The following is a 24,629-nucleotide window of genomic DNA, read 5'->3' as shown; positions in this document are numbered from 1 at the left end:
CCGATTCGCACGGACACCTGTCTAAACGGGGAATCGTTCCCCGGATATTTCGGAGCGCGACGTGACCTGCGCCACGTTCACCGAGGGCCCGCACGGCGACCGTAGGCGATCGCCACGTAACCCTGCGGAGCCGGACACCGCCCGAACGGCCCATCACTTCCGCCCGTACGGCCGCATCCGGCGCGCGACCGAACAGGCGGCGGAAGCACGGTGATCGGAGAGTGCAGTCGGCGACGGACGACTGCCCCTGACCGGAAGGCGGCAGCATGAAGCCCAACCGCCCCCGAATAGGCGAGGCCCTGCCCCGCAGGGCCCACCCCCGCAAGCCTCGCCGCAGCACCGCCCTCCTCGCCGTCGCCGCCCTCGCTCTCACAGCCCCCACCACCGCGACCGCCACCGCCACTCTCGGCACCGCCGGGCCCTCCACGGCCTCCGCCGCGGAGCCCGGCGCGCCGTGTACGCCGGCACCGGTCAAGGGGGTGCAGATGTCGGAGGGGATGCCGACGCCGCCCGGCCACAGTCCCAGCACCGGCACCCTCCGCTCCCTGAACCTCATGATCGACTTCCCGGACGCACCCGGCGAGGGCAGCGCCCGCCGCCGTTTCGACGAGTTCTTCCCGGCCACCGCCCGCTGGTACGCGACCAGCTCGTACGGCGCCCTTGACTACAAGGCGGAGGCACCGATCTCGGAGTGGCTCCGGATGCCCCGCTCGTTCGCCGCTTACGAGGTCGACCGCGGAGTCAGCTACGAACCGGGCTACCGCCAGCTCGCCAAGGACATCGCGACCGCCGCCGACGACCGCGTGGACTTCGCCGCGTACGACCTGGTCAACATCCTGGTCACACCCAACGCCGGCCCGTCCGCGCTCGACACCGTGCTCTCCGTGACCTTCGCGGGCATACGCAACGCCCCGCAGGCGGACGGAGTGACGCTGGGTCATATGTCCTTCGTCTACAGCCATCAGGACGACGGCTCGACGACGGCGGCGACCAACGCCTACCGGGTGCTACCGCACGAGAACGCACACGCCCTCGGGCTGCCCGATCTCTACACCGCACAGGGCGGGGCGAAGGCCGGGCACTGGGACATCATGTCGGAGGACTGGGGAGCCAACAACGACTTTTTGGCCTGGCACAAGCGCAAGCTCGGCTGGCTCGGCGGCAGGCAGTTCGTATGTGCTGACGGGAGCGGCAGCAGTGAGCACACCATCAGCCCGCTCGCCCGGCCCGACGGCACGAAACTCGTCTACGTACCGGTCTCCTCACGCACGGGGTACGCCGTCGAGGTCCGCACCCAGGAGGGCAACGACGCCGCTGTATGCAAACCCGGCGTGCTCGTCTACTGGATCGACACCGGCGTCAACAGCGGCGAGGGCCCGATCACGGTCAAGGACAGCAAACCGGACAGCGGAGGCTGCGCGCACATGCCCAATGTGAACGCGGAGCTGACGGACGCCCCGTTCGTGGCGGGGGAAAAGCTCTCCGACGGCAGGACGGGGATCACGGTGGAGGTCCTCGGCCAGGACTCCTCCGGCAACTACCGCGTCAAGATCACCAGACCCTGAGCGTCGGCGACGGGAGCTCGGAACTCGACGGGCGGGCCGGGCGAGAGCGGAAACGCCGGGCGGGGGCGGGAACACTGCGCGCCACGGGGAGCACCTGGGCTGAGGCCGGGAGGGCTGGGCCGGACCCGGGACACTGAGCCCCCCTGACGCTGGGCCGTGCGGGTGGGGCTACGGGAGCGCGCGGGGCGGCACTGGAGGGCGGAGCTGACCAGCAAGCCCTGCCCCGGTTGGGCGCAGCCGCCAAGCGGGTGCACGGGGACAGACCGTGGGCGTCGCCCACGTGGCCGGACGGACAATGCGCCGACCACGGCGGTAGGAACGGAGTTTGCACTGACCGCGACGTCGGGATCGGCGTTCGACCCGACCCCGGCCCTGGCAGAGCGGTCGGGGTTCGACCCGACCCCGGCAGGGGGGGCGGCGTTCGACCCGATGCGCGGTGGGCCGACGCAGGAGACGGCCCTCAGGAGCAGCGCCGCCCCGCCGCCGACGACCGAGCATCAGCGCCCGGCCATCGGGCGTCAGACGCCCAACCGTCCGCCGGTCAGCCGCGCCAAGGGGCGACGCCGACGCCGGGCCGCGCGCTGCCGGAGGACGACCACCGTCGCGCCCGCGATCGCGGCCCCCGCACCGGTGGCGGTGGTCAGCACCTTCCGTGCCTTGATCACCATCCAGGCCGTACCGGCCGCTTCCGCCGCCTTCTTGGGGCCGTTGGCGGCCACGGAACGACTGGTGGCGACCGCCTTGTCGGCGGCGACATGCGCGGCCCGCGTCGCGGTCCGAGCGGCGCTCTGAGCCGCGTTCCCCACCGTGGTCTCCGCCTGCTCGGCGGCCTCCTTGGCTTGGTGAGCGGTGTCCTTGGCCTTGGCCTCGGTTGCCTTGGCGTTCGCTTTGGCGTTGGTCCCGGCGTTCGCCGTGGTGTTCCGGGCCGCGGTGCGTGCATTCTTTTTCTCGGTCATGACTTCCGCCTTACCACTCGGCATGACAACAAACCCGTGTGAAGTGGCGGCACCCCGGTGTACACAATGGACGCCTGAGGTCACATCAGTTTCCCACCACTGCACGCGGAATAACACTTCCGGGTACCCGCAGTCCACCGCAACAAACCGGCCGTTCATGAGGAATGACGGGTGGCTGTGCGGGAATTCGACTGACCGGAGGTTGATAGACATGGTTCCCCTTCTTCTCGTTCTTCTGCTCGCCGCCCTGCTTTTCGGAGCGGGCTTCGCACTCAAGGCCCTGTGGTGGATCGCGGCGATCGTCCTGGTCGTCTGGCTGCTGGGCTTCGTCATCCGTCCCGCCGCGACGGGCGGCCGACGGAGCCGCTGGTACCGCTGGTAGGCGTCACCGATCGCCGACGCCCGGGAGCACCCCACAGAAACGACGGAACAGAGAGGCATTCCCTGTGACCGAGAACATCTGGGTCTACGCACCCACGGCCGGTTACCTGACGGGCACCGACCTGGCGGGCTACAAGGTCGAAGCCACCGACGGAAGTGTCGGCAAGGTCGACAAGCACTTCGACGAGGCGGGGTCCGCCTACGTCATCGTGGACACCGGAATCTGGATCTTCGGGAAGCACGTCCTGCTGCCCGCGGGCACGATCTCCAGTGTCGATCACGAACTCAAGACGATCTTCGTGGCACGCACCAAGGACGAGATCAAGGATGCTCCGGAGTTCGACAAGGAAAAGCACTCGACCGACCCGGAATACCACCGGAAGGTAGGCGGCTACTACGGCGGCTTTGCCGTGTGACCACCGTCCGTTACCGGCCCTGAGCCGATCAGCCCCTGGGCCGCGCCCGCCCCGGCCACGATCACCGGCCCTGCACAGATATCGGCCCGATGATCGGCACGCACGGGCACAGGCGCCCGCCTGGGCACCACTGATCGGCCCCGCACCGGCAGCGCACCCGTACCCACTGTGGTCGGCCAGGATCCCTCCCTGGCCGACCACAGTGGCGATGATCCGGTGCCTCATCGCCGGGGCGACCTCACCCGCTACACTGAGGCACCGTTCCCCGCCTCCGTAGCTCAGGGGATAGAGCACCGCTCTCCTAAAGCGGGTGTCGCAGGTTCGAATCCTGCCGGGGGCACTGACTGCACAGCAGGTCAGAGCATGAAAGTGGCCCCTCGTTTATTCGAACGGGGGGCCACTTTCATGATCGAAGTCCACATGGAGTCCACATCCCCAGATGATCATGGACCCGCATCATCCTCAAGGGAGACCGCACCCCTCCCACACAGCCCCAAAGAGTCCCTGGTGACGGGGGCTGGCGCGTCTCCCCACGCGCGCCAGGCATGTGCTCGTCTTCATCCTGCGGTCCCGGGCGGGGAGCCCGGCCCAAAGGTCCCCGCCTCCGCCGCAGTGGGACGTCGAAGGCGGGCGCGAGAACGGCAAGCGGGTCATCGCCATCGCGACAGGCCGAAGCTCTGCGGCCGAGCTTCGCCCGGCAGGGCCCTGATGTCATCCTCGACGACCTGACCGACACCGACCTCCTCCTCGAACGCGTCACGCACTGGGCATAGGCCGAGACTCAGGCTGGGGCCAAAGTCAGTGCACGCCCGTACCGTTGGCGCCATGACTACCCCTTCCAGGCCGCACGGCCCGGCGCCCTTCCCTGCGCCGGACGAGGTGAACGCGGAGATCCGCCGCCTCATGGAGAAGCCCGTCGGCGCCCGGCGGAGCGAGGAGTACATCCGACTCCTCACGCTGTGGACGGAGGCAGCCCGCTCCTCAACTGCGTGGATGAAAGCCGCCTAACGGGTTGAGGCCCCGCCGACCGGGGGGAGGTTCGGCGGGGCTTACGGGGGTTACCCCAGCGTGGCAGTGATCTCCTACTATTGAACTCGTGATGTCGCGTGGTTGCTCAAGTAGTCCGATGGCCAGGCCGGTCTCGGCGAGACAGCCGTCTATGAGGTCGCTGCGGTGCTGGTGCTGGATGTTCCGTAGGCCGCGCCGGATGCGCTGGATGTGGTGCTCTGGCGTGCTGACGGAGACGCTGGAGAGCCATCTGCGCCGTAGCAGAGACCAGATGCCTTCGACGGGGTTGAGGTCGGGTGCGTAGGGCGGCAGGTAGTAGATGGTCAGCCAGTCCCGGGCTGCGGCGAACTCCCGTAGGCTGGCGGCTTTGTGGACGTTGAGGTTGTCCCGACGAGGACGATCGGGCCGCCGAGCTGCTGGTGAGCTGCGATCAGCAGGTCCCGGTAGTCCCGCCACCTCTATCCGGGCAGTGTGTGGGCCAGCTCCCACGTCACCGGCCCCGGGTAGCCGTCTGGGTCGCCGGGGAAGGCGAGGAGCGTCACGCCTTCCGCGATCCGTGGACGACGCGGCGCGCCTCGCGGCCGTGACCGAGGCCCTATACCGCATCTGACCCCCGCACGGCCGGCGTGTCCGTCGCCCGGCCGTCGGCCCGAGATGGTGCCGCACTGGTACTGGTTGCACACTGTGACGACCTGGACCGCTTGGCCGGAGAATACGCGACACTCAGACATGCGAGCTCACCAATCCCGAGGGCCAGCCAGCCCGGGCGCCCGGAAGGCGCACGGTGAACGGGATTGTTGAGCGGCTGGTGCCGGATGACCTTTGGGAGTTGTTTCAGTCAGCGGGTAGTGCCGGAGGCGCCGATTCGCCCTCAAGGAGGCGGCCGGCGCCGGCACGGTGACAGGGAAGTGCTGGCTGCGATCGTGTTTGTGGCCACGTCGGGCTGCACGTGGCAGCAGTTGCCGTCCGCGTCGTTCGGGCCGTCGGGAGCGACGGCTCACCGGCGCTTCGCCGAGTGGTCGAAGGCTCGGGTGTGGGCGAAGCTCCACCGCCTGGTCCTCGACGAACTTGGTGTTCGAGTCGAGCTGGGCGCGGAGGCGCCGGGGAACGCACGGCGCTGCTTCGAGGCACTGCGCGCGTGCCGGTGCCGTGGGTCTCCGAGGCGAGGTCGAGGTTCTCGCGGAACGCGGCCCGTTCGGCGCCCAAGCCGACGAAGCCCTGTCGTCTGCGCTGCTGGATCAGCGCTGCATCGACGGGCGTACCCGCGTCATTTGCCCCTCCGCCGGTCCGTTATCAGTCTTTACCCAACTCGCCAAAAACAACTTGGAGTTGGCAGACCTCTCAGCGACATAGTCCAACCATGACCATTAAGCAGACACCTCAGTCCCGGCAGGGATCCGGCCCCGCACTCCTCCCCCTCGCCTCCACCCTCCTCATCGCCACAGTCGCCCTTTACATCGCCATCGTCGCCTTCAGCAACATGACCGACTTCGGCACCAACCAGCAGTTCGTCCGGCACGTCCTCGCGATGGACACGACGTTCAAGGACGAGGACCTCATGTGGCGGGCCATCGAGTCGCGGGCGTTGCAGGACGCTGCGTACGTCGCCATCATCGTGTGGGAGACGGTCGCCGCCCTTGTCCTCCTCTACGCCACGTACCGGTGGATCCGCCGCGATCACCACCGCGCCCGGCGCGTCTCCACGCTCGGGCTGCTGATGCTCATGCTGCTGTTCGGTGCCGGGTTCATAGGGATTGGCGGCGAGTGGTTCGCCATGTGGCAGTCGGCGGACTGGAACGGGCTGGAAGGGGCGATACGGGTCTTCACGCTGAGCGGGGTCGTCCTTCTGGTCATTCATCTTCCGGCGGACGGGCGGGCGACCGCCGGGAAGTAACACGCTCAAGTGAAGGGGCGCCCTCGTCAGCCAACGGACTCGCCCGCCCCGTACGGGGTGGGCGAGTCGAGGACCGGCAGCAGCTCCGGCAAGTGGCCGTCGGACATGGCGGCCACTCGCTGCCGCTCCTCCGGGACCTCCCCGTACAGCGTCGTCCCCGGTTCGCCGGAGGCCCGCCGCGTCCGCCACCGCGATCAGGTCCTTGATGGCCGAACTGCTCGTACGCCGCTCGGGGCACCAAGGGGTCAGGGCCCCGGCGTTTGCCTCAAATGTCGAGCGCGGGTGTCATAGCGCAGACCACCAGGGCCAGCAGGGAGGAGAGCCGGTAGCGGACCCCGCTGGGTCCGCGCGGATCGGTGAGCGACTCGAACTCCGCTACCAGGTTGCGGACTTGTTCCCGCGCGGCACCCTCACGCAGGGCTTCCAGACGGGGCGCGGGGCAAGCGGGAGCATCGATGGGAGATGATGGTGGGACGAACACGGCACCTTCGTGGATCTTGAAGCGTAGAGAACTCCATGATCCACAGGGGCCGTGTTCGCCTGCTTCTGGGGCTCGCCGCCAACATCAACCGACCTAAGTTCGGACGAGCCGTGCAAACGCCGGGGCCCTGAGTTGTTGGTCCGTCATTGACAGTTGGGTTCGGGCGATCTGGTACTCCGTGAGCACGCTATAGAAGCCCCACACCATCTGGGCACAATGACCAACGAACCCGAGTAGAAAGGCCCCACACCGTGGACCTGGACGAGATGTTCGGCGAAGGCTGGTGCGTAACCCTCGCCCCCCACCCACTCATCGAAACCCTCCACCTCATGGGCGTCGCCAACCCCGTCCCCTGCCCCGAGGGCATGAACCAAGCCGCACACTTTCTCCAAGAGCACCAGGACGAAGGCGCCTTCATCCTCGGCCGCGAAATGCCCGGCGGCTGGACCCTCACCATCGAATTCGAAAGCTGGATCGGCTTCGATGACGATGTCCTGCGCACCCTCGCCGCCGACGGCTGCACCGCCATCAGCGCCTACCGCGACCCCGACACGAAGACGGCCACCATCGCCCACGACGGCGCCATCCTCGGCCGCCTCGAACTGTCCGGCGGCTACTTCGGCGGCCCCTCCGGCAGCGTAGACACCACCCACCCCGTCGTCGGCTCCCTCACCGCGGTCGGCTTCGACGCCTCCGACGACTGCGAACCCACCGGCGAAGCCGACACCGAAGAGCCCGAAGGCTGCCTCATCCTCGCCGTACGCGTCCTGACCGGCGTCACCCTCACCGCAGCCGACTTCGAGGGCCCCTGGGGCGGCCTCCCGCACCGCCTTCTAACCCGGTCCTAAAACCATCTTGAAGGTGGGTGAGCTGGCGGGGGTCGCGGCGGACCAGGCGCGGACGGAGCCGCCCGGCGGGTGTGGGATCGGTGCTGGTCATCGGGTCCCCTTCATGTCCTTGCCGTGCTTGCGCTTCCACAGGTCCAGGGCCTCGGCCAGCGTGTAGGTGCCGAGGGGGCCGCCGTACTGGAGCTGGTAGCGGTGGATGTCGTCGCCAGCGGGTTCGCTGCGCTTTTGGAGCTTCACCCCGGGGATGCCTCGGCCGTACTTCGCCGAGTTGGGCCGGTCGGTGAACGCGGTCGTGGACCAGCCGGTGAGCCGCTTCGACAGCGAGCGCTGGAGGAGGAGCTGCGCCTCGCTCGTGCTCGCGGCCATCACGATGATCTTGGCCAGGCGCCGGTACACGGTCCGGCGGCGGCATACACGTAGATCGGCAGCCCGCGATTCGCGGTCTGGACGACGCCGGCGAGCCGGTGGCGTAGCTCGGGGCGCTCGATGTGCAGGCCGAGGACCCAGTGCGGCCGGTCCTGCACCTGGGCGATGATCTCTTCCTTGCCGTCCTCGGTGAGGTCGTCGAAGTCCGGCGGCGGCCAGTCGAACGCCGCGTCGATGCTGGCGAACTGGGCCTGGTAGTCGCCCGAGTAGAACGGCGGGAACATCACGACCGGGGCCTCGGCGGGAACGACGTCGCGGAGGTAGGTGCGGACGTCGCCGGCGTAGAACGAGCCGAGGCGGGTCTCCAGGTTCCGCAGCTTGGTGGCGGTCTTCTCGTGCATCCGGGGCCACTGGTCGCGGGTGGCGTCGAGCATCCGCCGGTAGTAGGTGCCGTCCTTCCCGACGTACTGGAGGAAGCGGGTGCCGAGCATCAGCGTGGCGAGCAGGTCGGTGCGGTCTTCGAGGTACGGGGCGAGCCAGCCCAGCTCGTCCTGGTAGCCGTCGCGGAGCGTGAACGGCAGCTCGTCGCCTGCGAGGAACCAGCCAAGCGCGCACGAATACGCCTGAATGTCGTTGCCGTGCACCGGCCGCGCGTTCCCGAACCTGCTGTGCAGGACGCGCTCGATGGTGAAGTTGCCCGAGCAGCCGACGTAGATGTCGGTCTCGGGCCAGGTACCGGCGTGCTCGTAGATGATCGAGCGGAGGGGCGCGGGAATCGATCCATGGAACATCCGGGCCCCCGAGTGGTGAGGGGTAGAGCGCCGGCCAGGACTTGAACCTGGACCTCCCGCCCGGAAGGCGGGTGTGCTGGGTTGTCACCACCGGCGCATCGTGATCGGCCGCGCCGCTGCTCAGGACGGCCGATCGCGGAGAGGGATGATACACACACTCGTGGCGACCAGCCGTGCGTGCGAGGTACGGCTGTGACCTCGGACGATGCGATGCAGTAGCCGAAGCGGCAGTGGTGGCCGAGCCGGTCACGGGCGGGGCGACCGGCCACCCCCGCCGGTAGCCGGATCTCCTGGCAGGGTGGCCGGGAGTGATCCCTGGACTGGTTACCCGCGGGTAGGGTCGCACCTTTGATCCACCCGTAATTCCGTAATTCCAGGAGTGGTTGATGCCACGTCATCACATCAAGGTCGCGGCGGTCGTCGCGTCCGCCGTCCTCATGGCCACCGGGCCCGCCGCCTACGCGGCCGCGGCCACGCACGCGCCGAATTCGCAGGTGCGCCACGCCGCGACGAAGGCCCCGCAAGACTCCGGCAGCGAGGAGATACGGGCCCAGTTCGACCTGTGGCAGGCGGCCCTGGCCACGGGCGACCCCGAGCGTGTGGCGGACCGCTACGCGCCGGACGCTGTGCTGGTCCCGACCATGTCCAACCGGATCCGCACCGACCGCGACGGAATCGTGGACTATTTCAAGCACTTTCTCGCGCAGAAGCCCGAGGCCCGGATCACGCGCTCGGTCGTCCGCGTGCTCGACGAAAACAGCGCCGTTGACACGGGCACCTACCGCTTCACCCTGACCGACGAGAACGGCTCCGAGCGCACGGTCGACGCCCGCTACACCTTCGTCTACGAGAAGAAGGCGGGCAACTGGCTGATGATCAACCACCACTCCTCGGCGATGCCCGAGGGATGAGAGGAAAGACAGCGCGGGAGACCCGTCTCACCGAGACGCTGGGGGAAGGGCAGGCGCAGGGCCGTCTACTGGGGGCCGCTGGCGAGGTCTGTGACCGCCGCGTACCGATCGCGTGGAGTGGGGGAAGGCGGTGCGAGTGAGGGGCTGAGACAGCCGAGGAGGGGGCCTGACAGCGCGTACTCGTCAGGCCCCCTCTGGAGGGCGGTGGCTACGCGGTGGCCGCGAACAGGGCCTCTTGCTTCGCGGTGCTGGCTGCGTGGCGCACGGGCCGGACATGGTCGAGGTGCTGGTGCACGGTCCACGTGAGCCACTGCCACTCGGGCGCCAGGCCGCCGCCCCGGCGGGTTTCCGGGCCGACCCGCCGCGCGGTCAGTTCGAGGATCAGCAGGTCGGCCCGCACCTGGTGCACGGTGTGGTCGCAGTGCAGCCACACCTCACACTTCGGGGAGCCGGTGCGGGTCAGCATCGCGAGTCGGTGAATGTCGCCCCAGCCCGGGTGCAGCCCGCCCGGCCGAACCCACAGCCAGCTGCCCGGTTGGACGTCGCCGGCCCCACCCGGAGTGTGGACGTACGGCGGCGCCTGCCGCTTCGGGCGGCGCGGCTTGGGCGGGGTAGAAGTGGCTCGGCGGGTAGTGCGGGGCCGCCGCGTGCTGCTCGCGCAGCTCTGCCGCCTTCGCGTCCATCGCATCCGCCGGGGTGTAACAGCGGGGGCCAAGGTGCCAATTCCTCGGGCCGTTCTTCTCCCAATACGTGCTGCTGCCGCACTGGCACGTGCCGGGCTGGAGGTATTCGCGGGCCATGTCGCAGGGCCAGGCCGTCGAGCACTGGCGGCATCGCCACTGGTCCGTGATGCGCGGCAGGTGCTCGTCTGGCAGCCGAGTCGGGCGCATCGTCCATCCGTTCATGGCGGGGTGTCTTCCTGGTCAGGCGGCGCGCCCGGTGCAGTGCCACCAGGCGTCGTAGTGCTCGGTGACGTGCGCGATGGCGTCCTCCTGCCACGTTTATGGCCGCAACGGACGCTCCAGCGACCAGTTCATTCCGGCTGGCCGTACTCGTTCGTCGCCGCCCTGGAGACGGGCCGCACTTCCTGGTGCCAGCTGCTGGACGCGGTCCGCCTGGGTCCCGACGACGATGTCGCCGAGGTCACCGCCGCCCAGGTCCGCCGCGTGGTCACCGACCTGATCGACGGCGGCCAGTGGGAGCCCGGAGACGCGGACATCCTGGTCGTCTTCGATGCCGGATACGACGCCACGCGCATGGCCTACCTGCTCGACGGCCTGCCCATCGAGGTGCTGGGGCGGATGCGTGCGGACCGGGTGATGCGCCGTCCGGCGCCCTCACGAAAAGAGTTCGCCCTGGCCAACCCCTACGGTGGCCGCTGCTCCAGGCACGGCAACGAGTTCCGCTTCGCCAAGCCCGAGACCTGGGGAGAGCCAGACGCCGCGACGATGCAGGTCACCGACCGGTACGGCACCGCCCAGGCCATAGCCTGGGACCGCATCCACCCCCGGCTCACGACCCGCTCTGCGTGGATCGACCACGAGGGTGAACTCCCGCTCCTCGAAGGCACGTTGATCCGCCTCCAGGTCGACCACCTGCCCGGCGGCCAGGACCCGCTGCCCCTCTGGCTGTGGTCCTCGAAGACCGGTATGACCAGCGAGGAAGTCGACCTGCGCTGGCAGGCGTTCCTCCGCAGATTCGATCTTGAGCACACCTTCAGAATGATCAAGCAGACGCTCGGCTGGGCCCGCCCGAAGCTCCGCACCCCCGAGGCCGCGGACCGCTGAACGTGGCTCGTGATCGCAGCCCACACGCAGCTGCGGCTCATCCGCGAGGCCGCTGCTGATCTCCGCCGCCCTTGGGAGAAGCCGACCGAGCCAGCTCGCCTCACCCCCGCCAGGGTCCGCCGAGGATTTCGGAACCTCCGCCCGCACCTGCACTGCCCAGCCCGTGCACCGAAACCCTCAATACCCGGTCCAGGCAGGTCAGTTGGGTCGAGGAACCGTCATCTCGCCACCCGTAACGACGTGGGCAAAACGACCAGGCGACCCGAGACCATCACCGAACGCAATCGCCTCAAAGGCCGCAAAGATCAAATAACAAGCTGAACGACTCTGCCGGGGATCTTGGAGCTGTCGATGTCAGCTGACCGGCGTGCTGCCAAGGCTCGGACGGTTGTCAGTGCCCGTTGCTACGTCCGTCGGCGAGGGGACGGCCGTGTTCTGCTCGTCGGCGTGCCGATCGCGGCACTGGCGGCGATGCGGCGGGCGCGGGCGAAGACCGAGGCGGTCCAGGTCGGTGTGACGGCCAGTTGCCCGGAGTGCGGGACGTTCTGGACGGTCGGCGTCGAACGTCCCGTCTCGGCACGGGGTGAGTGGGGCTTACTGCCGGGGCCTCACTTCGCGCCCATGAGTTCGAGGATCTTGTTGATGGCCTCGACGATCGGTACGCCGAGCGTGCCGATCGTCGCGGCGATGCCCGCGACGGCGAGCAGGGCGCGGTGCCGCTCCTGCGGTTGGACGTCCGACTCGGCGCGGAGTGCCGGCAGCGCGTCGTCGAGGGCGTCGGCGCTGGCCGACGGGACCTGGGCGCGCAGCTCCTGGACCAGGGCGAGGAGCTCGCGGAGGCCTCTTGGAGAGCCGAGGGCAGCTCTTGGACCGGGGTGACGCGCTTGTCGATGCCGACGTTGCCCGAGCCACCGTGCATGGTGACGTGGTCGCCGCCGCCGAAGTAGTAGTGCTGGTCTCCGCCGCTCATCAGCTCGCCATGCCTACGTTGCCGGTGCCGCCGTACATGTTGACGTTGTCTCCGAAGTAATAGTGCTTGGGGCTGATCATGATGGTGTCCACCCGTACCTCGAACTCCGCCTTCGGGTTCTCGATCGCGTCGGCGATCTGCTGGGCCAGCCGCCTCAGTTGGTCCCGGTCGGGGCTGGTCACCACGGCGGTGGAGGGGCCGGACGTCTCGACGGCCAGGACGAAGTGTGACAGCGCGCCGAGTACTTTCAGCATCTCCACGAGGGAATAGATCAGCGCCGCAACCGCGACGATCAGGACGATAGCGGTGAGCCCGGAGGAACCGCCGCTGTCGCTGCTTCCGAATCCGCCGGACGAGTCGATCAGGGCAGCGAGCAGCCCAAGGAGTGTCGTCACCGCCCCGATGATCAGAAGCCGCTTCGCAAAGAGCAGGACGGCGTCCTTGCGCCGGGGGTGGATGGTGAGCGTGTACACCCGGGCGATGTTCTGGAGCGGGTAATAGGCGTCACCGACCCAGAGCAGCCGTCTGCTGACCCGCAGGCTGACCCCGATGATCGGCTGTGCCGAGGCCGCCGGTGACACATCGGGATAAGGGTCGGCGGTGGGCGGCGGGGCGGCCGGTGGCTGCGGCGGGACGGCGGGCGGTGACGGGCCCCCGGGTGTGGGTACGGCGTCGGCAGACGTGTTCCACGCCTGTCCCGCCGGGTCTGCTGACGTCACGCGAGTCCCCCTTGGCCAACCTTGCCGAGTGACCTCCATTCACCTCGTCGCGTCTCACTGACGCAAGCGCTTCTGTCAGGAAAAGTCTTACCACAGCGGGGAGTTGATGCTCCGTGGCATGGCGTCACGCCGTGGCACCCGGCCTCGGCCGGTGGTCGGGGTTGCTCTTGCCGCCAGGCACTGACGGACGCCGCCGAGGAGCACGCACCATGGCCAGCAGCCGCCCGAGAATTACACGGACACTCCCGTCGCCGGGCGGCACAGCTGGACACGTCCCCGGCCCTGAACCACAGGCGAAACCTGCACACCCAGGACCCCCGCATGCCATCCTGGAAGAGAAAGATGCAGGTAGGAGCCGTAGGTCATAGACCCACTTGCCCTCCTAAAGCGGGTGTCGCAGGTTCGAATCCTGCCGGGGGCACCATGTGTGACCAGGCACTATGTGTCTGGCCGACACGCTGCGGGGCCGGTAGTGCCATCCTTTGGGCCATCACTACCGTCCCGCCATGTCGAAGACTCCCAGCGAGCACCGTCAGCGCGACAGCATCCGGCCCCGCAGAGGCGGCTTCCAGGTCCGGGTCTACACCGGACGCGATCCCCTCACAAAAGCAGCGCCTCAACCTGACCAAGGTCGAGCCGACGAGGGCGGAGGCGGAGAAGGCCCGGACGAAGTTCCTCGCTCAGGTCGACGCCCAGCGGGCGCCGAAGAGCAACGTCACGATGGGGTTCATCCTCGACCGTTGGCTTTCCGTCGCCGATTGGGAGGAGGAGAGCCGAGATCGGACCGAGGACCTGATTCGGCTCTACATACGCCCCACCTTTCGGAAGCTGAAAGCGACCAAGCTTTCCGCGGAGGCGCTTGAGCTCTTCTACGGACGCTGCGCCGCTGCAAGGAACAGTGTGTGGGCCGACGGAACGGGAAAGCCGGCCTTCCTGCCGTCCTCCGACCGCCGCGCGGTCTCCTCGCTCACCGAGCGGCTTCCGTTGCCCGCGGGCATCGTCACCGACCGTCCAGTCGTGACCCTCGTCAACGGTTGGCGTTCGCCTGCGCATGCGGCAATCAGACGGACTGGGCGTCTGTGCGAATCGTCGCCGACGGAGTCGACGCCCTCTGTGAGCTCGGTGACGCCCACTGACCCTATCGACCACAACAGCGAGGTCAGCCAAGGCGGGCGGCCGCACGGCCGCGCCGCCCGCCGGGAGAACATCGCCCGCTTCGTCGACTTCGTCGCCGAGAGCCTGCTCCGCTCTGCGGAACAGGCCCGCGAAGTCCTCTCCACCCGGTCCGGGCGGCCCCGGACAACACCACTTCGCGCTGGCCCCGGGTAACCGGACACCCAACTGCCCACCGGGACCGGCAGGTCACACCACCCCTGCGACGGATAGCATCACGTGTCCCTGCCCTCCACCCATGCCCCTGGAGTCCCAAATGAACCGCACCCCTGGCTTCCCCCTCTCCCGCCGCGGCCTCATACGCACCGGCGCCGGCGCCTCGCTCGCCGCGCTCGGGCTCGGCGCCGGCGCGCAGACCGCCTCAGCCGACGTGGCCACCACCAAGCGGTTCGATCTCACGCAGCCGTCGTACGACCTATTCCGGTCCAAGGACACGCACGGTCCGCGCGTCCAGCAGAGCTTCGCCTTCGACTGGGTGAACAAGTTCCTGTTCGTGGCGACCAAGCGGAGTGGAAGCGCCGAGTCCGCCGGTGACCTGTGCATCAACAAGATGGACTTCGACGGGAACTACATCTCGTACATGCACCTCAACGGCTTCGGCCACGGCGTCGCCTTCGCCGCGCTGCCGAGCGGTTCCGGCACCGAGCTGTGGATCGAGTGCGCCGCGAACACCAACGGGTACGGCACCGCGCTCGCCCCCATCCGTTACACCGCCAACACCACCCTGGGCTCGCCGGCTGCCTCGGCCGCCTACCGGCCGATCTCCGGGGCCACCGAGTACACCTGCTCCGTCGACCCGGTTTACCAGCGCATGATCGTGCGTTACCACACCAGCGCCGGCAAGCGCATCGCCGTGTATCCCCTCTCCGCCTTCGAGACGCGCAGCTTCGGCTCGCCGCTGGTCGACTTCAAGCAGCCGACGATCTCCGGCACTCCGCAGGGCTACACCCTCTACGGCTCGTACATGTACTACCTGACGGGTGACGCGTACCCCGGCGACGGCACCCCCACCGGCGACGGCAACTCCTACGTCACCAGCATCGACATCAACACGGGCACCGTGAAGCAGGGCCCCGTCCTCACCAAGGCCGGCTCCACCCTCCACTTCCGCGAGCCCGAGGGCCTGGCGATCTACCGCACCGACGCCGGCGAGGCCCGCCTCTTCATCGGCTTCGCCACCGGCGAGGAGGGCGACCGGCGCTCCAGCATCTTCTACAAGAACGCGCTGGTCTGAGCCATGTCCGCCCGGCGGCCGGTCGTCGGCCGCCGGGCACCAACCCCCGGTCGGACGTCCCTTGCAGGCGCGCGCGTTCGGTCGGCAAATCGGCTCGGACCGTCTCATCCAAGCGGCCCTCGACGCGCTCGGCCTCGTGTGCCGCCACGGTGGCGTTGCCGGCCGGCATCGAGGCTCCGTCGCTCCCGCTCCTGGCCGGCCTCGGACGTCGCGAGGAGCATGAGACGCAGGAGCTGTTCGGTCACGTGACGGAAGAGCTGGGACTCGGCTTCGAAGCACCAGCGGATCCGACTGCCGCTCCGTGGGCCTTGGCCGGCAGTCGGGCTGAACCGCAGGGGTCGACGCGGGAGTGGGGCCGGGAGAGGGAAGACTCCCTCCGAGAGGGGGGTCGGGGAACTCTGGCCCGCCTCCGGCATTCCGAGGCTGTCCAGGAGGGGTTTGATGCATTGCGGCGGGGTGGAAGCGGGTTGCCGTCCGCGGCGGAGATGATCTCGGCGGGCCGCTCAGGGACGTCACGCGGAGCGGTTGGTGCCCGAATGGTCCGGACGGTGGGAGCTGAGGGGTCGATGAACGGGAGTCGGCGGCCGAGCTGCCGCGGATGACGGCTGGTGGCGGAGGCCGCACGCCGAACCTTCGAAAAACGCCGGTAGTGCTGCGTAACCTCGTTGCCATGGGGGCAGCGGCACAGACTTCATCACCGGAAGACAACCGCAACGAGGCGTGGCAGCGGCTGAACGCGTACGCGTACCTCAGTGCACCGGAGCGGCTGGAGTACATCGCGATCATGCGGGTCTTCTGCGGCACGCTCCTGGCCGACCTCGCGGTGCCGGACGTGCTGGCGAAGCTGGCCGAGTCCGGTGAGCCGACAACCGGGGTCAATGTCGAGACACTCACCGCCCGGCTGGAGCAGCTGGTGAGCTGGGGGAACCTGCTGCGCAGCAGCCACACGGTGAAGGCGACGAGCATCACCGAGTACCAACAGTCCCGGTCTCGCTACCAGTTGTCGAAACTGGGCGAACGGATCCAGCGGGCCGCCGACGAGATACTGGCCGGAGCGGACGCGGCACGCGAGGTGAGCAGTGAGCTGCTGGCTCTGGTCGAGCGCGGACTGCGCGAGCTGAGCGACCTGGTCCGGAAGCCCGGCGGTATCGAGCCGCAGGACGCGCTGGAACGGGTCAGCACGCTGTTCGTGCAGTTCACCGAGTTCGCGGACTCCGTGCGGGACTTCTACGCCTACCTCGGCCAGGTACTGGCGCGGTACGACCTGGACGGCGCCGAGTACCAGGGCTTCAAGGAACTGCTGCTCGACTACGTCGAGGCGATCAGAGAGGACGTGGCCTTCCGCGCCCCCCGGATCGCATCGGTCCTGGATGAGCTGTGGCCACACCTTCCCGGCCTTCTGGAGCGCCTCGACGCCCACGCCCAGGGGCTCTCCGGGGCGCTTCCGGAAGCAGGCGGTCAGCCCGAGATCCGGGTGCAGCGCAGCCGGGGCCGTGAACTGGCCGACTGGGAAGGGTTGCGTGGCTGGTTCACCGATGTCGACGGGCAGGGGAGCCAGGTCGATCAGCTGCGTGACGCCACATTGCGCGCCTTGCAGTCCCTGCTCGCCAACGCCAAACGAATGCTGCGCTCGGCCTCAGGCGAGATGTCGCGGCGCAAGGACCTGCTGCGGCTCGCCCGGTGGTTCGACGAGGCGGCCCCGGAGGACGCGCACGACATCGCGGTCGCCGCCTTCGGGCTGTACCGCGCCCGCCATATCGGCATCCCGCCGGCCTCCGACGAGGTGGTGCCCGCGTACACCAGCTGGTGGACCGGTCCCGTGGTCGATGTGCCGGTGGCGCTGCGCGAACGGGGCAGCCGCGCGCAGCGGGGCCGGGCATCGGCCGTGGAGGACCACTCCGAGCAGAAGCGGCGGCTTCAGCAGGCCGCCCACGACCGGGCGGCCGCCAGACGGGCCGCCGCGGACGAGCTGCGCAGCGCCGCCGGGCACCTCGCCGACGTACGCCTCACGTCAGCCGCCCTCGGACTGCTGTTGGAGTTGCTCGCGACGGCTCTGGGGAACGCGCGACCGCGGCGCAGTGAAGTCTCGAGTACGGCCGTGACGCAGGAGTTCGACCTGGATGCCGCACAGAGCGAGGACGCCGAACTCGGCATCCGGCTCACCGTGCGGCGCCTGGCCGGTGCGCAGACGGTACTGCGCTCGGCCGACGGCGACCTGGTGCTGGACGAGCTGGAGCTGGAGGTCGGGAGTTCGTCCGCCCCAACCGGTGGCGAGGCGGAGGTGAGTGTGTCGTGACGCTCCCCGCGGCACACGATGTGGCGCTGGCCGCCGAGCGCCGCGCTGCCGGACGGCTGCTGCTCGCCCACCCGCTGGTGACGTCGGACGGTCCGCATGCCGACCTGTTCCCCCTGATCCGCAGACACGCCGACTGGTTGGCAAAGCGGTTCCAGCAGGTGCTCGGCTACCGCCTCCTGGTCGACACCTCGTACGCCAGGCTGTTCAAAGCCGGGCTCGGCGCCGGGGCAGGCCACCGGCTGGAACGCTCCACCGGCACGGCCTTCACCCCGCGCACCTACGCCTGTCTGGCGCTGGCACTCTCCGTGCTGGTCACCGCCCCGGAACAGCTTCTGCTCTCCCAGCTGGTCGCCGATATCAAGGCCGCGGCGGCCGATGCGGGAGTGGAACTGGAGAGATCGGGCCGCGCCGCGGAGAAACGGACGCTGGTTGCCGCTCTGCGCCAACTGGTCGACTGGAGCGTCCTGACGGAGACCGAGGGGAGCGTGGGCGCGATCGCGCAGGAGGACGGGGGCGAAGCCCTGATCACGGTGGACCGGGAGATCGCCCGTGTCATCGTCTCCGGTCCTCTGGCGCAGAGCCGGGACGGAGCCGATCTGGTGCGGCGGGCAGCGGACCCCGGATTCGGCGGCCCTCGCACCTACGTGCGCCGGATGCTGGTGGAGACGCCCGTCGTCTACCTCGACGAGCTGACGGACGCCGAACGCGACTGGCTGCGGACCCGGCAGCGTCGCGAGGCCCAGGCGTTCTCCGAGCTTCTCGGCCTCGAGACCGAAATCCGTGCCGAGGGCGTGGCGCTGGTCGATCCCGAGGAGGAGCTGACGGACCTGCGCCTGCCCGGTACGGGGACCGTCGCACAGGCCGCGCTCCTGCTGGTCGAGCGCCTGGTGGAACGACTGCGGCCGGATGAGCCGGGGCACCCGGCGACCGGCGGGCGACTCGTCATCGGGGTGGCCGTTCCAGACGGTCTGGTGGACGAGCTCCTGGCCGGGCTCGTCGCCGAGTACGGGCAGCGCGGCAACTGGCAGCGTGGCTTTCTGGAGGACCCTTCCGCACTGCGGGTGGCCGTGCTGGACCTGCTGGTCCGCATGCGGCTGATGGCCCCGGCCGGCCCCCTCCGCGCCAACGGAGAAAGTCTGCCCGAGGGGTACGACGGCACGGTCCCGGAGGGCCGCGTCGTGACCGATGTCCAGGGAGCCCGTGCCGACGGCACCGGATGGGTACTCCTCGCCGCAGCCGCCCGCTATGCCACCCAGGTCACCGTACGCCGGGCCGCCGAAGCGGTTCCGGTCACCGACACACAGCAGGAGCTGCCGCTATGACGCCGGGCACGCATGGCCTCATCCCCTTGCAGGGTTCCGCTCCTCCGGCCGGTGCCCGCTTCCGTCTCCACCGCGCCGGCATCCACAACATCTGGCAGTACGACGAGCAGGAGTTCGCGTTCGGCGACGGGCGGCTGCTGCTCCGCGGCAAGAACGGCGCGGGCAAGTCCAAGGCCCTGGAAATGCTGCTGCCGTATCTGCTGGACGGCGACTCCCGCGGGCTGGACGCCACGGGTACGGGCCGGACCACCCTCGTCTGGCTGATGCTGGACGGCTTCGAGCAGACGAACCGCCTCGGGTACCTGTGGGTCGAATTCCGCATGGCGACGGAAGACGGTAACCACCAGTACCTCACCCTCGGCGCCGCCATCCGGGCCTCGAAATCGACGAAGAAGGCCGTGCCGGTCTTCTTCGTCACCCCGCTGCGAGTCGGTGAGGGCCTCCGCCTGGTCGAAGCGGGCAGGCCCCTGCCGGTCGACCGGCTGAAGGAGATCGTCGGCACGGAGAACGTCACGGACCGTGCGGTCCAGCACCGCCTTCGGGTGGCCCGCGATCTGTTCGGCATCACCGATGCGACGCGCTACCGCAACCTCACTCAGCTCCTCCACCGGCTGCGGCGCCCCACCGTCGGGGACCGCATCGAGTCCGGCGGGCTGGCATCCCTGCTGAGCGAGACACTGCCCGGGCTGGACGACGACGTGGTGGAGAAGGTGGCGCGCAACCTCCACGACCTCGATGCCGTACGGGATGAGCTCGGGCGTCTGGAGCGCACCGACCGGGCTCTCCGAACCTTCCTCACCGACTATCGCGGGTATCTGGCCGGGGTACTGCGCAGGGCCGCGGAGCACGTCGACGCGGAACTGGACGTCCTGGCGCGGCGACGCCGGGAGGCCGGGGACGCCGCGAAGAGGACGAGCGAGCTGAAGGCGCAGGAGGAAGAGGCGGACGCGCACATGCGCGTCCTCCGGGAGGAGGAACAGGCCGCCCGAACCGAACTCGCCGCCCTGCACACGAGCAGTGCCTATCGCAGTCTGAAGGAACTGTCGGAACGCCGCACCACGGTCGAGGCCCTGCACATCGCGGCCAGAACGTCCTTCACCGCGCTCGGCAAGGCACACGACGCAGAGGAGGGGGCGGCCGAGCGGCTGGCCGAGGGCATCGGGCACCTGGGGAGCCGGCTCGGTGAACTGGGCACGGAACACCGGGAGCTGCTGTCCCAGGCCGAAAGAGCCGGGCTTCCCACAGGCCATCTCGGCGAGGCGGTCGCTCTGCCGAGGACGGACCTGGCCGGAGCATCGGAGACGGAGCTGACCGGTCCAGGCGGAGAAGTCCGGAGTGTGCGGCACCGGCACGTGACCGCTGTGGACACGTCGGCCGCGGAAACCGCCCTGCGGTCCTGGCAGGGGCAGTTGGAGGGCGCCCAGGTCGTGGTGGGGCACCGAGCCCGGATGGTTCAGGACGTGGTCCGCCTGGTCGCGCAGGCCCAGGACACGCAGAGGCAGGCGGCCCAAGCGGACGCCGACCGTGAACGACTCGAGGCAGATGCGGAGGAAGCCGCGGGCCGCCTCGAAGGCAGCCGTGAGAAGGTCGCCGAGGAGAGCGGTGGCTACGTCCGTGAGGTGGCGGAGTGGGTGGAGCGCACCCGGGTCGTGGCAGGCCCGGAGTGTCCGCCCCTGGATCCCGTCCGTGCCGTCGTCGCGTGCGAGATCTCGCCGGAAGCGCCCTTCGCGGACCGCGTGCTCCCGCCCGACATCGACGGTCAGGCGAAGCGGACGGCTCTGGCCGTACTGGAGCCGTACGGCGAGAATCTCACCGAGCGGCGGGACGCCCTCGCGCTGAGCGTCGTCCGGCTCACCGAGGAACACGACCGCCTGTCCCGGGAGAGGGAGGAGTGGGGGCGGCGTACCGACCCGCAGCCGCCCGTCCCGTATCACCGCGCCGCCGAGCGCGCTCCGGGCACCGGCGCACCCTTCTACCGGTTGGTGGACTTCGTGGACGGCCTGTCCCGCACCGACCGGGCGGGCCTGGAAGCGGCGCTGGAGGCGAGCGGAATCCTGGACGCCTGGGTCACCGCGGACGGCGTGCTGCTCGACCCCTCGACTCGGGACACCCTCCTCCAGTCCGGCACGGTCCCGCCGGAGGGGCCGACTCTGACCACCGCACTTCGTCCGGCCGCACAACCGGAGAGCGGCGTCACACCCGAGCGGGTCGAGCACCTGCTGTCCGCCATCGCACTCGCCCCGGCCGAGGAGGCAACCGCCTCCGAAGCGGTGTACTACGACGGCAGTTGGCGTCTCGGCCTCCTCCGTGGCCGTCATCTCAAGGGTGACGCCGAGTACGTGGGCGCCGCCGTACGGGCCGAGACGCGACGCCGGAAGATCGCCGAACTGGAAGAACAGCTCGCGGAGGCGGAACAGCGGCTGGCCCACGATCGCGGCCGGCTCCACGCACTCGACTCCTGGCGCCGGGCCCTGACCGCAGCGGAACGCGACTTTCCCCGGCCCCGGACCCTCGCCCATGCCTGGAGCGGACTCGAAACCGATGAGAAGGCACTGCGGGAACTGACCGCCAAGGCGACCCGGGCGGCACGCCTGGCCGAGGAGGCCCGCGCCCGTGCCGTGGCCGCCCGCGGTGAGGCCGAGGCGACCGCGACGGCCAACGACCTTCCCACGGCCTCCGACGCCCTGGATCGCGTACGCACCGCTCTGGCGACCCTGCTGGGCGGCATCGGACGCATGGGCAGAGCCATGCGAGGAACGGCCGAAGGGCTGGGCACGAGCCAGGCGGACCGCGAGAGGTACGGAGGCGCCCGTGAGGACCGGGTGCAGGCCGAGGAGGACTACCGGATCCGGCTCGGCGAACTGCGCACGGCCCAGCAGGATCTCCGCACCCGCGAAGAGGCCATCGGCTCCTCCGAGGAGGAGATCCTCGCCCGAGAGGAGGAAACCAAGCAGCGCATCGCGGACGCCGCCCAGGCGATCCCGGGAGCCGTACGGAGACGCGATGGCCTGCACGACCGGAGAGTCCGGGCCGAGGAGGACGAGAATCGCCGCCGTGAGGAGTTGTTGCGACAGGAGACGGCGGTCATCGAGGCGGGGAGCACCCTGCGCGGCGCTCTCGCCCGTCCGGAGGTGTTCCGCGGCGCCGGCCTGGACCGCTCATCTCTGCCCACGCATCTGGCGGACGACCCCGGCACGGACGTCCGCAGCCGCGTACGGGCACTGCGCGCGTTGGCCGATGCCGTGCGGAGCAGCCTGGGCCGCGCGAGGAAAGAGGTCTCGGACAACGCACTGCTCAACCGGCACACCGAACTGCGCGACCAACTGGCCGGCGGATACGACGCGCAGCTCGAGGAGAGCGACGGGATCAAAGTCTGCCGCCTGGTCGACGACCACGGCCCGCACGACGTCGCGCTCGTCGGGGAACGCATCGCCACCCAGGCCGCCGAAGCCCGGGGACGACTGACCGACCGTGAGAGCGAGGTGTTCCAGCGCTTCCTGACCGGCGAGCTCGGCGACCACCTGTCAGCGCAGGTCATCACCGCCGCCAACCTGGTCGCCGCCCTCAACGGCACGCTGAGGACCGTTCGGACGTCGCACGGCCTCGGCGTGGAGCTGCAGTGGAAGCTGGACGAGGACGTCGACGCCGATGTGCGGGCAGCCGTCGACCTGCTCCGCAGCCCATCGAGCCTGCGGACCCGTGAGCAGACCGAGCACCTGCGCGAGGTGCTGCAGCGCCGCATCGAGGAGGCCCGCCGGGGTGACCCGTCGGCCGGCTACGCCGCCCATCTGCGGACCGCGTTGGACTACCGCGACTGGTTCCGCTTCCACGCCTTCGTGGTCGAGGACGCCGCCCCCGGCCGCAAACGCAAGCTCACCGGCCGTACGGGACTCAGCCAGGGCGAGCAGCGCGTGCTCTCCTACCTCGTGCTGTTCGCCGCGGCCGCCGCCCACTTCACCACGCTCGGCGAGGCCACGCCCCACGCACCGCGGCTGATCCTCCTGGATGACGCCTTCGCGAAGGTCGACGAACCGACCCACGGACGGCTCGGCCGGATCCTCGTCGATCTCGACCTCGACTTCGTCCTCACCAGCGAGCGGCTCATGGGCAACTGGCCCGAGGTGCCTTCCCTGCACATCTACGAGTGCCTGCGCGACCCCCACGCCCGGGGGGTGGCTACCTTGCACTACACGTGGAACGGCCGCCACCGGCGCCTGGTGTCCGTATGAGCTCGCTCCCCACTGCCACCCGCGGCTGGCTGGCCGGGCCGGGCCTGGCCCGGCTCTGGGAAGCGGCACGGAGACGCCTGGAGGGCAACGGCCTGCAGGCCACCGGCTCCCTGCGGCTGTCCGGGTTGGGGGCACAGGAGAGAACCGACCTGTCTCTCCTGCTCCGCAAGCCGATCACCGGGGCCGCCGTGACGGTAAGGCTCGACGCACTCGACGCCCGGCTTCGCTCCTCGGCCGCGGGGCTCGGACTCATGGACGTGCTGCAGGAGCTCGGGCCGGCTCTCACCGACCGCCGAGCCGCCCGGGCAGACGCCGAGGCACGGCGCGAGCAGGTGTGGACGTCGCTCGCCAGGTCCCTGGACGCCTCCCCACTCGCCGACCAGGAGTGGGCCCGGCAGTGGTACGACGGACTGCGTCGAGCGGGCGTGCCCAAAGGAGTGGCACCCGAAACTGCGGTACGCACGCTCCAGCAGGCGGTCCAGATCCTCACCCTGCTCCTCGGACCAGGGCGGAACGGCACACGAGGCCGGGGCGAACTCGCCGCCGAGGCGACCGGATCGGCCCACGGCCTGGACGACGGGACCTGGCTCGCCCGCCTCGTCCAGCGCGGCGCGGCGCTCGCCCACGGCACCGAGTTCCCCGACCACGCCGCCGGCCGACGTGCGCTGTGGCGGTTGGTGTCCGTATCACCGGACGAGGTCTCCAGCACCGTGCTCACCTACGGCCTCCGTCCCGAGGGCAGGGGATGGCGGGAGCGTTCCCTTCACGAACGGGCCCTTCACCATGTCGAGACCCACCTCACCCTGCGCGACCTTCACGGCCTGCGGCTGTCCCTGCCGGCCGGCACGGTGATCCGCATCTGCGAAAACCCCCGTGTGGTGGAGGCGGCCGCCGACGCGCGATGCTCACAGCCCCTGGTGTGCACCTCCGGAAGCGCCGCCACCGTGGTCCTCACACTCCTCGACGCCCTCGCCGCCACCGGATGCCGCTTCGCCTACCACGGCGACTTCGACTGGCCGGGTATCGCCCTGGCCAACCGCGTCATCCGCCGCTACGACGCCCAGCCCTGGCGGCTGCATGCCGAGGACTACGAACGCCTCGCCGCTCACTCCCAGTCCCGCGGCGTTCCCCAGCTCCCGCTCACCGGCCAACCTGTCCACGCCGCCTGGGACCCGAACCTCGCAGCTGCCATGACCGCACTCGGTATCGCGCTCCACGAGGAGGCCACCCTCGACCGGCTCGTTGAGGACCTGGCCTGAACCGTGCTGTCTGCGGAGCCGAC

Annotated in this window: 19 protein-coding genes, 2 tRNA genes and 5 pseudogenes; 17 read left to right on the top strand and 9 right to left on the bottom strand. The window is 69.6% G+C overall.

What is annotated here, in order from left to right; translation table 11 throughout:
• The first annotated feature begins 266 nt into the window (after nt 1-266).
• Nucleotides 267-1,565, top strand: a complete 1,299-nt coding sequence (locus tag ACTWQE_RS12120; protein ID WP_443328894.1) for a M6 family metalloprotease domain-containing protein — start codon at nt 267-269, stop codon at nt 1,563-1,565.
• Between the two features lie 518 nt (nt 1,566-2,083).
• Here the strand turns inward: ACTWQE_RS12120 and ACTWQE_RS12115 are convergent.
• Nucleotides 2,084-2,521 (bottom strand): hypothetical protein, encoded by a 438-nt coding sequence (locus tag ACTWQE_RS12115; RefSeq protein WP_443328893.1) that lies wholly within the window; start codon nt 2,519-2,521, stop codon nt 2,084-2,086.
• 211 nt (nt 2,522-2,732) lie between these two features.
• On the opposite strand from ACTWQE_RS12115, the gene ACTWQE_RS12110 reads away from it, so the two are divergent.
• The 4 genes from ACTWQE_RS12110 to ACTWQE_RS12095 all read left to right on the top strand — a co-directional run bounded on the left by ACTWQE_RS12110 (nt 2,733) and on the right by ACTWQE_RS12095 (nt 4,326).
• The gene (locus tag ACTWQE_RS12110) at nt 2,733-2,903 is read left to right on the top strand and encodes a hydrophobic protein (protein WP_443328892.1); all 171 of its coding nucleotides are present in this window, start codon (nt 2,733-2,735) and stop codon (nt 2,901-2,903) included.
• Nucleotides 2,904-2,967: 64 nt separating this feature from the next.
• On the top strand, nt 2,968-3,318 hold the full coding sequence (locus ACTWQE_RS12105; protein ID WP_443328891.1) for a PRC-barrel domain containing protein: 351 nt from the start codon (nt 2,968-2,970) through the stop codon (nt 3,316-3,318).
• A 267-nt stretch (nt 3,319-3,585) separates the two neighbouring features.
• Nucleotides 3,586-3,658: transfer RNA gene (locus ACTWQE_RS12100), tRNA-Arg, on the top strand.
• 485 nt (nt 3,659-4,143) lie between these two features.
• Entirely contained in the window at nt 4,144-4,326 is a 183-nt protein-coding gene (locus tag ACTWQE_RS12095; protein WP_443328890.1) for a hypothetical protein, read from the top strand.
• A 117-nt stretch (nt 4,327-4,443) separates the two neighbouring features.
• Here the strand turns inward: ACTWQE_RS12095 and ACTWQE_RS12090 are convergent.
• Nucleotides 4,444-4,781: pseudogene (locus ACTWQE_RS12090) on the bottom strand (transposase); the annotation flags it as partial.
• Between the two features lie 329 nt (nt 4,782-5,110).
• Here ACTWQE_RS12090 and ACTWQE_RS12085 point away from each other — a divergent pair.
• Both ACTWQE_RS12085 and ACTWQE_RS12080 read left to right on the top strand, forming a co-directional pair.
• Nucleotides 5,111-5,415: pseudogene (locus tag ACTWQE_RS12085) on the top strand (transposase); the annotation flags it as partial.
• A gap of 271 nt (nt 5,416-5,686) precedes the next feature.
• Nucleotides 5,687-6,220, top strand: a complete 534-nt coding sequence (locus ACTWQE_RS12080; RefSeq protein WP_443328889.1) for a DUF2165 domain-containing protein — start codon at nt 5,687-5,689, stop codon at nt 6,218-6,220.
• A gap of 26 nt (nt 6,221-6,246) precedes the next feature.
• Here ACTWQE_RS12080 and ACTWQE_RS12075 read toward each other — a convergent pair.
• Both ACTWQE_RS12075 and ACTWQE_RS12070 read right to left on the bottom strand, forming a co-directional pair.
• A pseudogene (locus ACTWQE_RS12075) lies at nt 6,247-6,439 on the bottom strand (hypothetical protein); the annotation flags it as partial.
• Nucleotides 6,440-6,497: 58 nt separating this feature from the next.
• Nucleotides 6,498-6,701, bottom strand: a pseudogene (locus ACTWQE_RS12070) (ISAs1 family transposase); the annotation flags it as partial.
• Nucleotides 6,702-6,952: 251 nt separating this feature from the next.
• Between ACTWQE_RS12070 and ACTWQE_RS12065 the strand changes: the two are divergent.
• Entirely contained in the window at nt 6,953-7,549 is a 597-nt protein-coding gene (locus tag ACTWQE_RS12065; protein ID WP_443328888.1) for a DUF6461 domain-containing protein, read from the top strand.
• An 87-nt stretch (nt 7,550-7,636) separates the two neighbouring features.
• Here ACTWQE_RS12065 and ACTWQE_RS12060 read toward each other — a convergent pair whose 3' ends face one another.
• From ACTWQE_RS12060 to ACTWQE_RS12050, 3 genes are all read right to left on the bottom strand, one after another.
• On the bottom strand, nt 7,637-7,915 hold the full coding sequence (locus ACTWQE_RS12060) for a GNAT-like putative antirestriction protein (protein WP_443328887.1): 279 nt from the start codon (nt 7,913-7,915) through the stop codon (nt 7,637-7,639).
• Nucleotides 7,915-8,706 carry a putative antirestriction adenine methyltransferase gene (locus tag ACTWQE_RS12055; protein WP_443328886.1) on the bottom strand — a complete coding sequence of 264 codons (792 nt, stop codon included), beginning with the start codon at nt 8,704-8,706 and terminating at the stop codon, nt 7,915-7,917. The genes ACTWQE_RS12060 and ACTWQE_RS12055 overlap by 1 nt, the downstream gene beginning before the upstream one ends.
• Before the next feature lie 26 nt (nt 8,707-8,732).
• Nucleotides 8,733-8,803: transfer RNA gene (locus ACTWQE_RS12050), tRNA-Gly, on the bottom strand.
• A gap of 289 nt (nt 8,804-9,092) precedes the next feature.
• Between ACTWQE_RS12050 and ACTWQE_RS12045 the strand changes: the two genes are divergently transcribed.
• Nucleotides 9,093-9,617, top strand: coding sequence for an SgcJ/EcaC family oxidoreductase (locus tag ACTWQE_RS12045; RefSeq protein WP_443328885.1), 525 nt, complete (start codon nt 9,093-9,095; stop codon nt 9,615-9,617).
• Between the two features lie 208 nt (nt 9,618-9,825).
• On the opposite strand, the gene ACTWQE_RS12040 is transcribed toward ACTWQE_RS12045, so the two are convergent.
• Entirely contained in the window at nt 9,826-10,083 is a 258-nt protein-coding gene (locus ACTWQE_RS12040) for a hypothetical protein (protein WP_443328884.1), read from the bottom strand.
• A gap of 527 nt (nt 10,084-10,610) precedes the next feature.
• Between ACTWQE_RS12040 and ACTWQE_RS12035 the strand changes: the two are divergent.
• Together ACTWQE_RS12035 and ACTWQE_RS12030 are read left to right on the top strand one after the other, a co-directional pair.
• Nucleotides 10,611-11,725 (top strand): annotated as a pseudogene (locus ACTWQE_RS12035) (transposase); the annotation flags it as partial.
• A 266-nt stretch (nt 11,726-11,991) separates the two neighbouring features.
• Nucleotides 11,992-12,351 carry a hypothetical protein gene (locus ACTWQE_RS12030; RefSeq protein WP_443328883.1) on the top strand — a complete coding sequence of 120 codons (360 nt, stop codon included), beginning with the start codon at nt 11,992-11,994 and terminating at the stop codon, nt 12,349-12,351.
• Between the two features lie 22 nt (nt 12,352-12,373).
• On the opposite strand, the gene ACTWQE_RS12025 is transcribed toward ACTWQE_RS12030, so the two are convergent.
• Complete coding sequence (locus tag ACTWQE_RS12025) at nt 12,374-13,093, bottom strand: DUF6232 family protein (RefSeq protein ID WP_443328882.1); 720 nt, start codon at nt 13,091-13,093, stop codon at nt 12,374-12,376.
• Between the two features lie 720 nt (nt 13,094-13,813).
• Between ACTWQE_RS12025 and ACTWQE_RS12020 the strand changes: the two genes are divergently transcribed.
• The 6 genes from ACTWQE_RS12020 (at nt 13,814) to ACTWQE_RS11995 (ending at nt 24,606) form a co-directional block, all read left to right on the top strand.
• Nucleotides 13,814-14,422 carry a hypothetical protein gene (locus tag ACTWQE_RS12020; RefSeq protein WP_443328881.1) on the top strand — a complete coding sequence of 203 codons (609 nt, stop codon included), beginning with the start codon at nt 13,814-13,816 and terminating at the stop codon, nt 14,420-14,422.
• A 100-nt stretch (nt 14,423-14,522) separates the two neighbouring features.
• Nucleotides 14,523-15,500 (top strand): phage baseplate protein, encoded by a 978-nt coding sequence (locus ACTWQE_RS12015; RefSeq protein ID WP_443328880.1) that lies wholly within the window; start codon nt 14,523-14,525, stop codon nt 15,498-15,500.
• A gap of 670 nt (nt 15,501-16,170) precedes the next feature.
• Nucleotides 16,171-17,796, top strand: coding sequence for a TIGR02677 family protein (locus tag ACTWQE_RS12010; protein ID WP_443328879.1), 1,626 nt, complete (start codon nt 16,171-16,173; stop codon nt 17,794-17,796).
• Nucleotides 17,793-19,118 carry a TIGR02678 family protein gene (locus ACTWQE_RS12005; protein ID WP_443328878.1) on the top strand — a complete coding sequence of 442 codons (1,326 nt, stop codon included), beginning with the start codon at nt 17,793-17,795 and terminating at the stop codon, nt 19,116-19,118. Before ACTWQE_RS12010 ends, ACTWQE_RS12005 begins: the two co-directional genes overlap by 4 nt.
• Nucleotides 19,115-23,347: a TIGR02680 family protein gene (locus tag ACTWQE_RS12000; protein WP_443328877.1), complete on the top strand. Its 4,233-nt coding sequence runs from the start codon at nt 19,115-19,117 to the stop codon at nt 23,345-23,347. Before ACTWQE_RS12005 ends, ACTWQE_RS12000 begins: the two co-directional genes overlap by 4 nt.
• Entirely contained in the window at nt 23,344-24,606 is a 1,263-nt protein-coding gene (locus ACTWQE_RS11995) for a TIGR02679 family protein (RefSeq protein ID WP_443328876.1), read from the top strand. Before ACTWQE_RS12000 ends, ACTWQE_RS11995 begins: the two co-directional genes overlap by 4 nt.
• Nucleotides 24,607-24,629 lie beyond the last annotated feature (23 nt).

Source organism: Streptomyces sp. 8N706, from assembly GCF_052245415.1.
Classification (GTDB): domain Bacteria; phylum Actinomycetota; class Actinomycetes; order Streptomycetales; family Streptomycetaceae; genus Streptomyces.
This window is presented reverse-complemented; position numbering and strand designations above follow the sequence as displayed.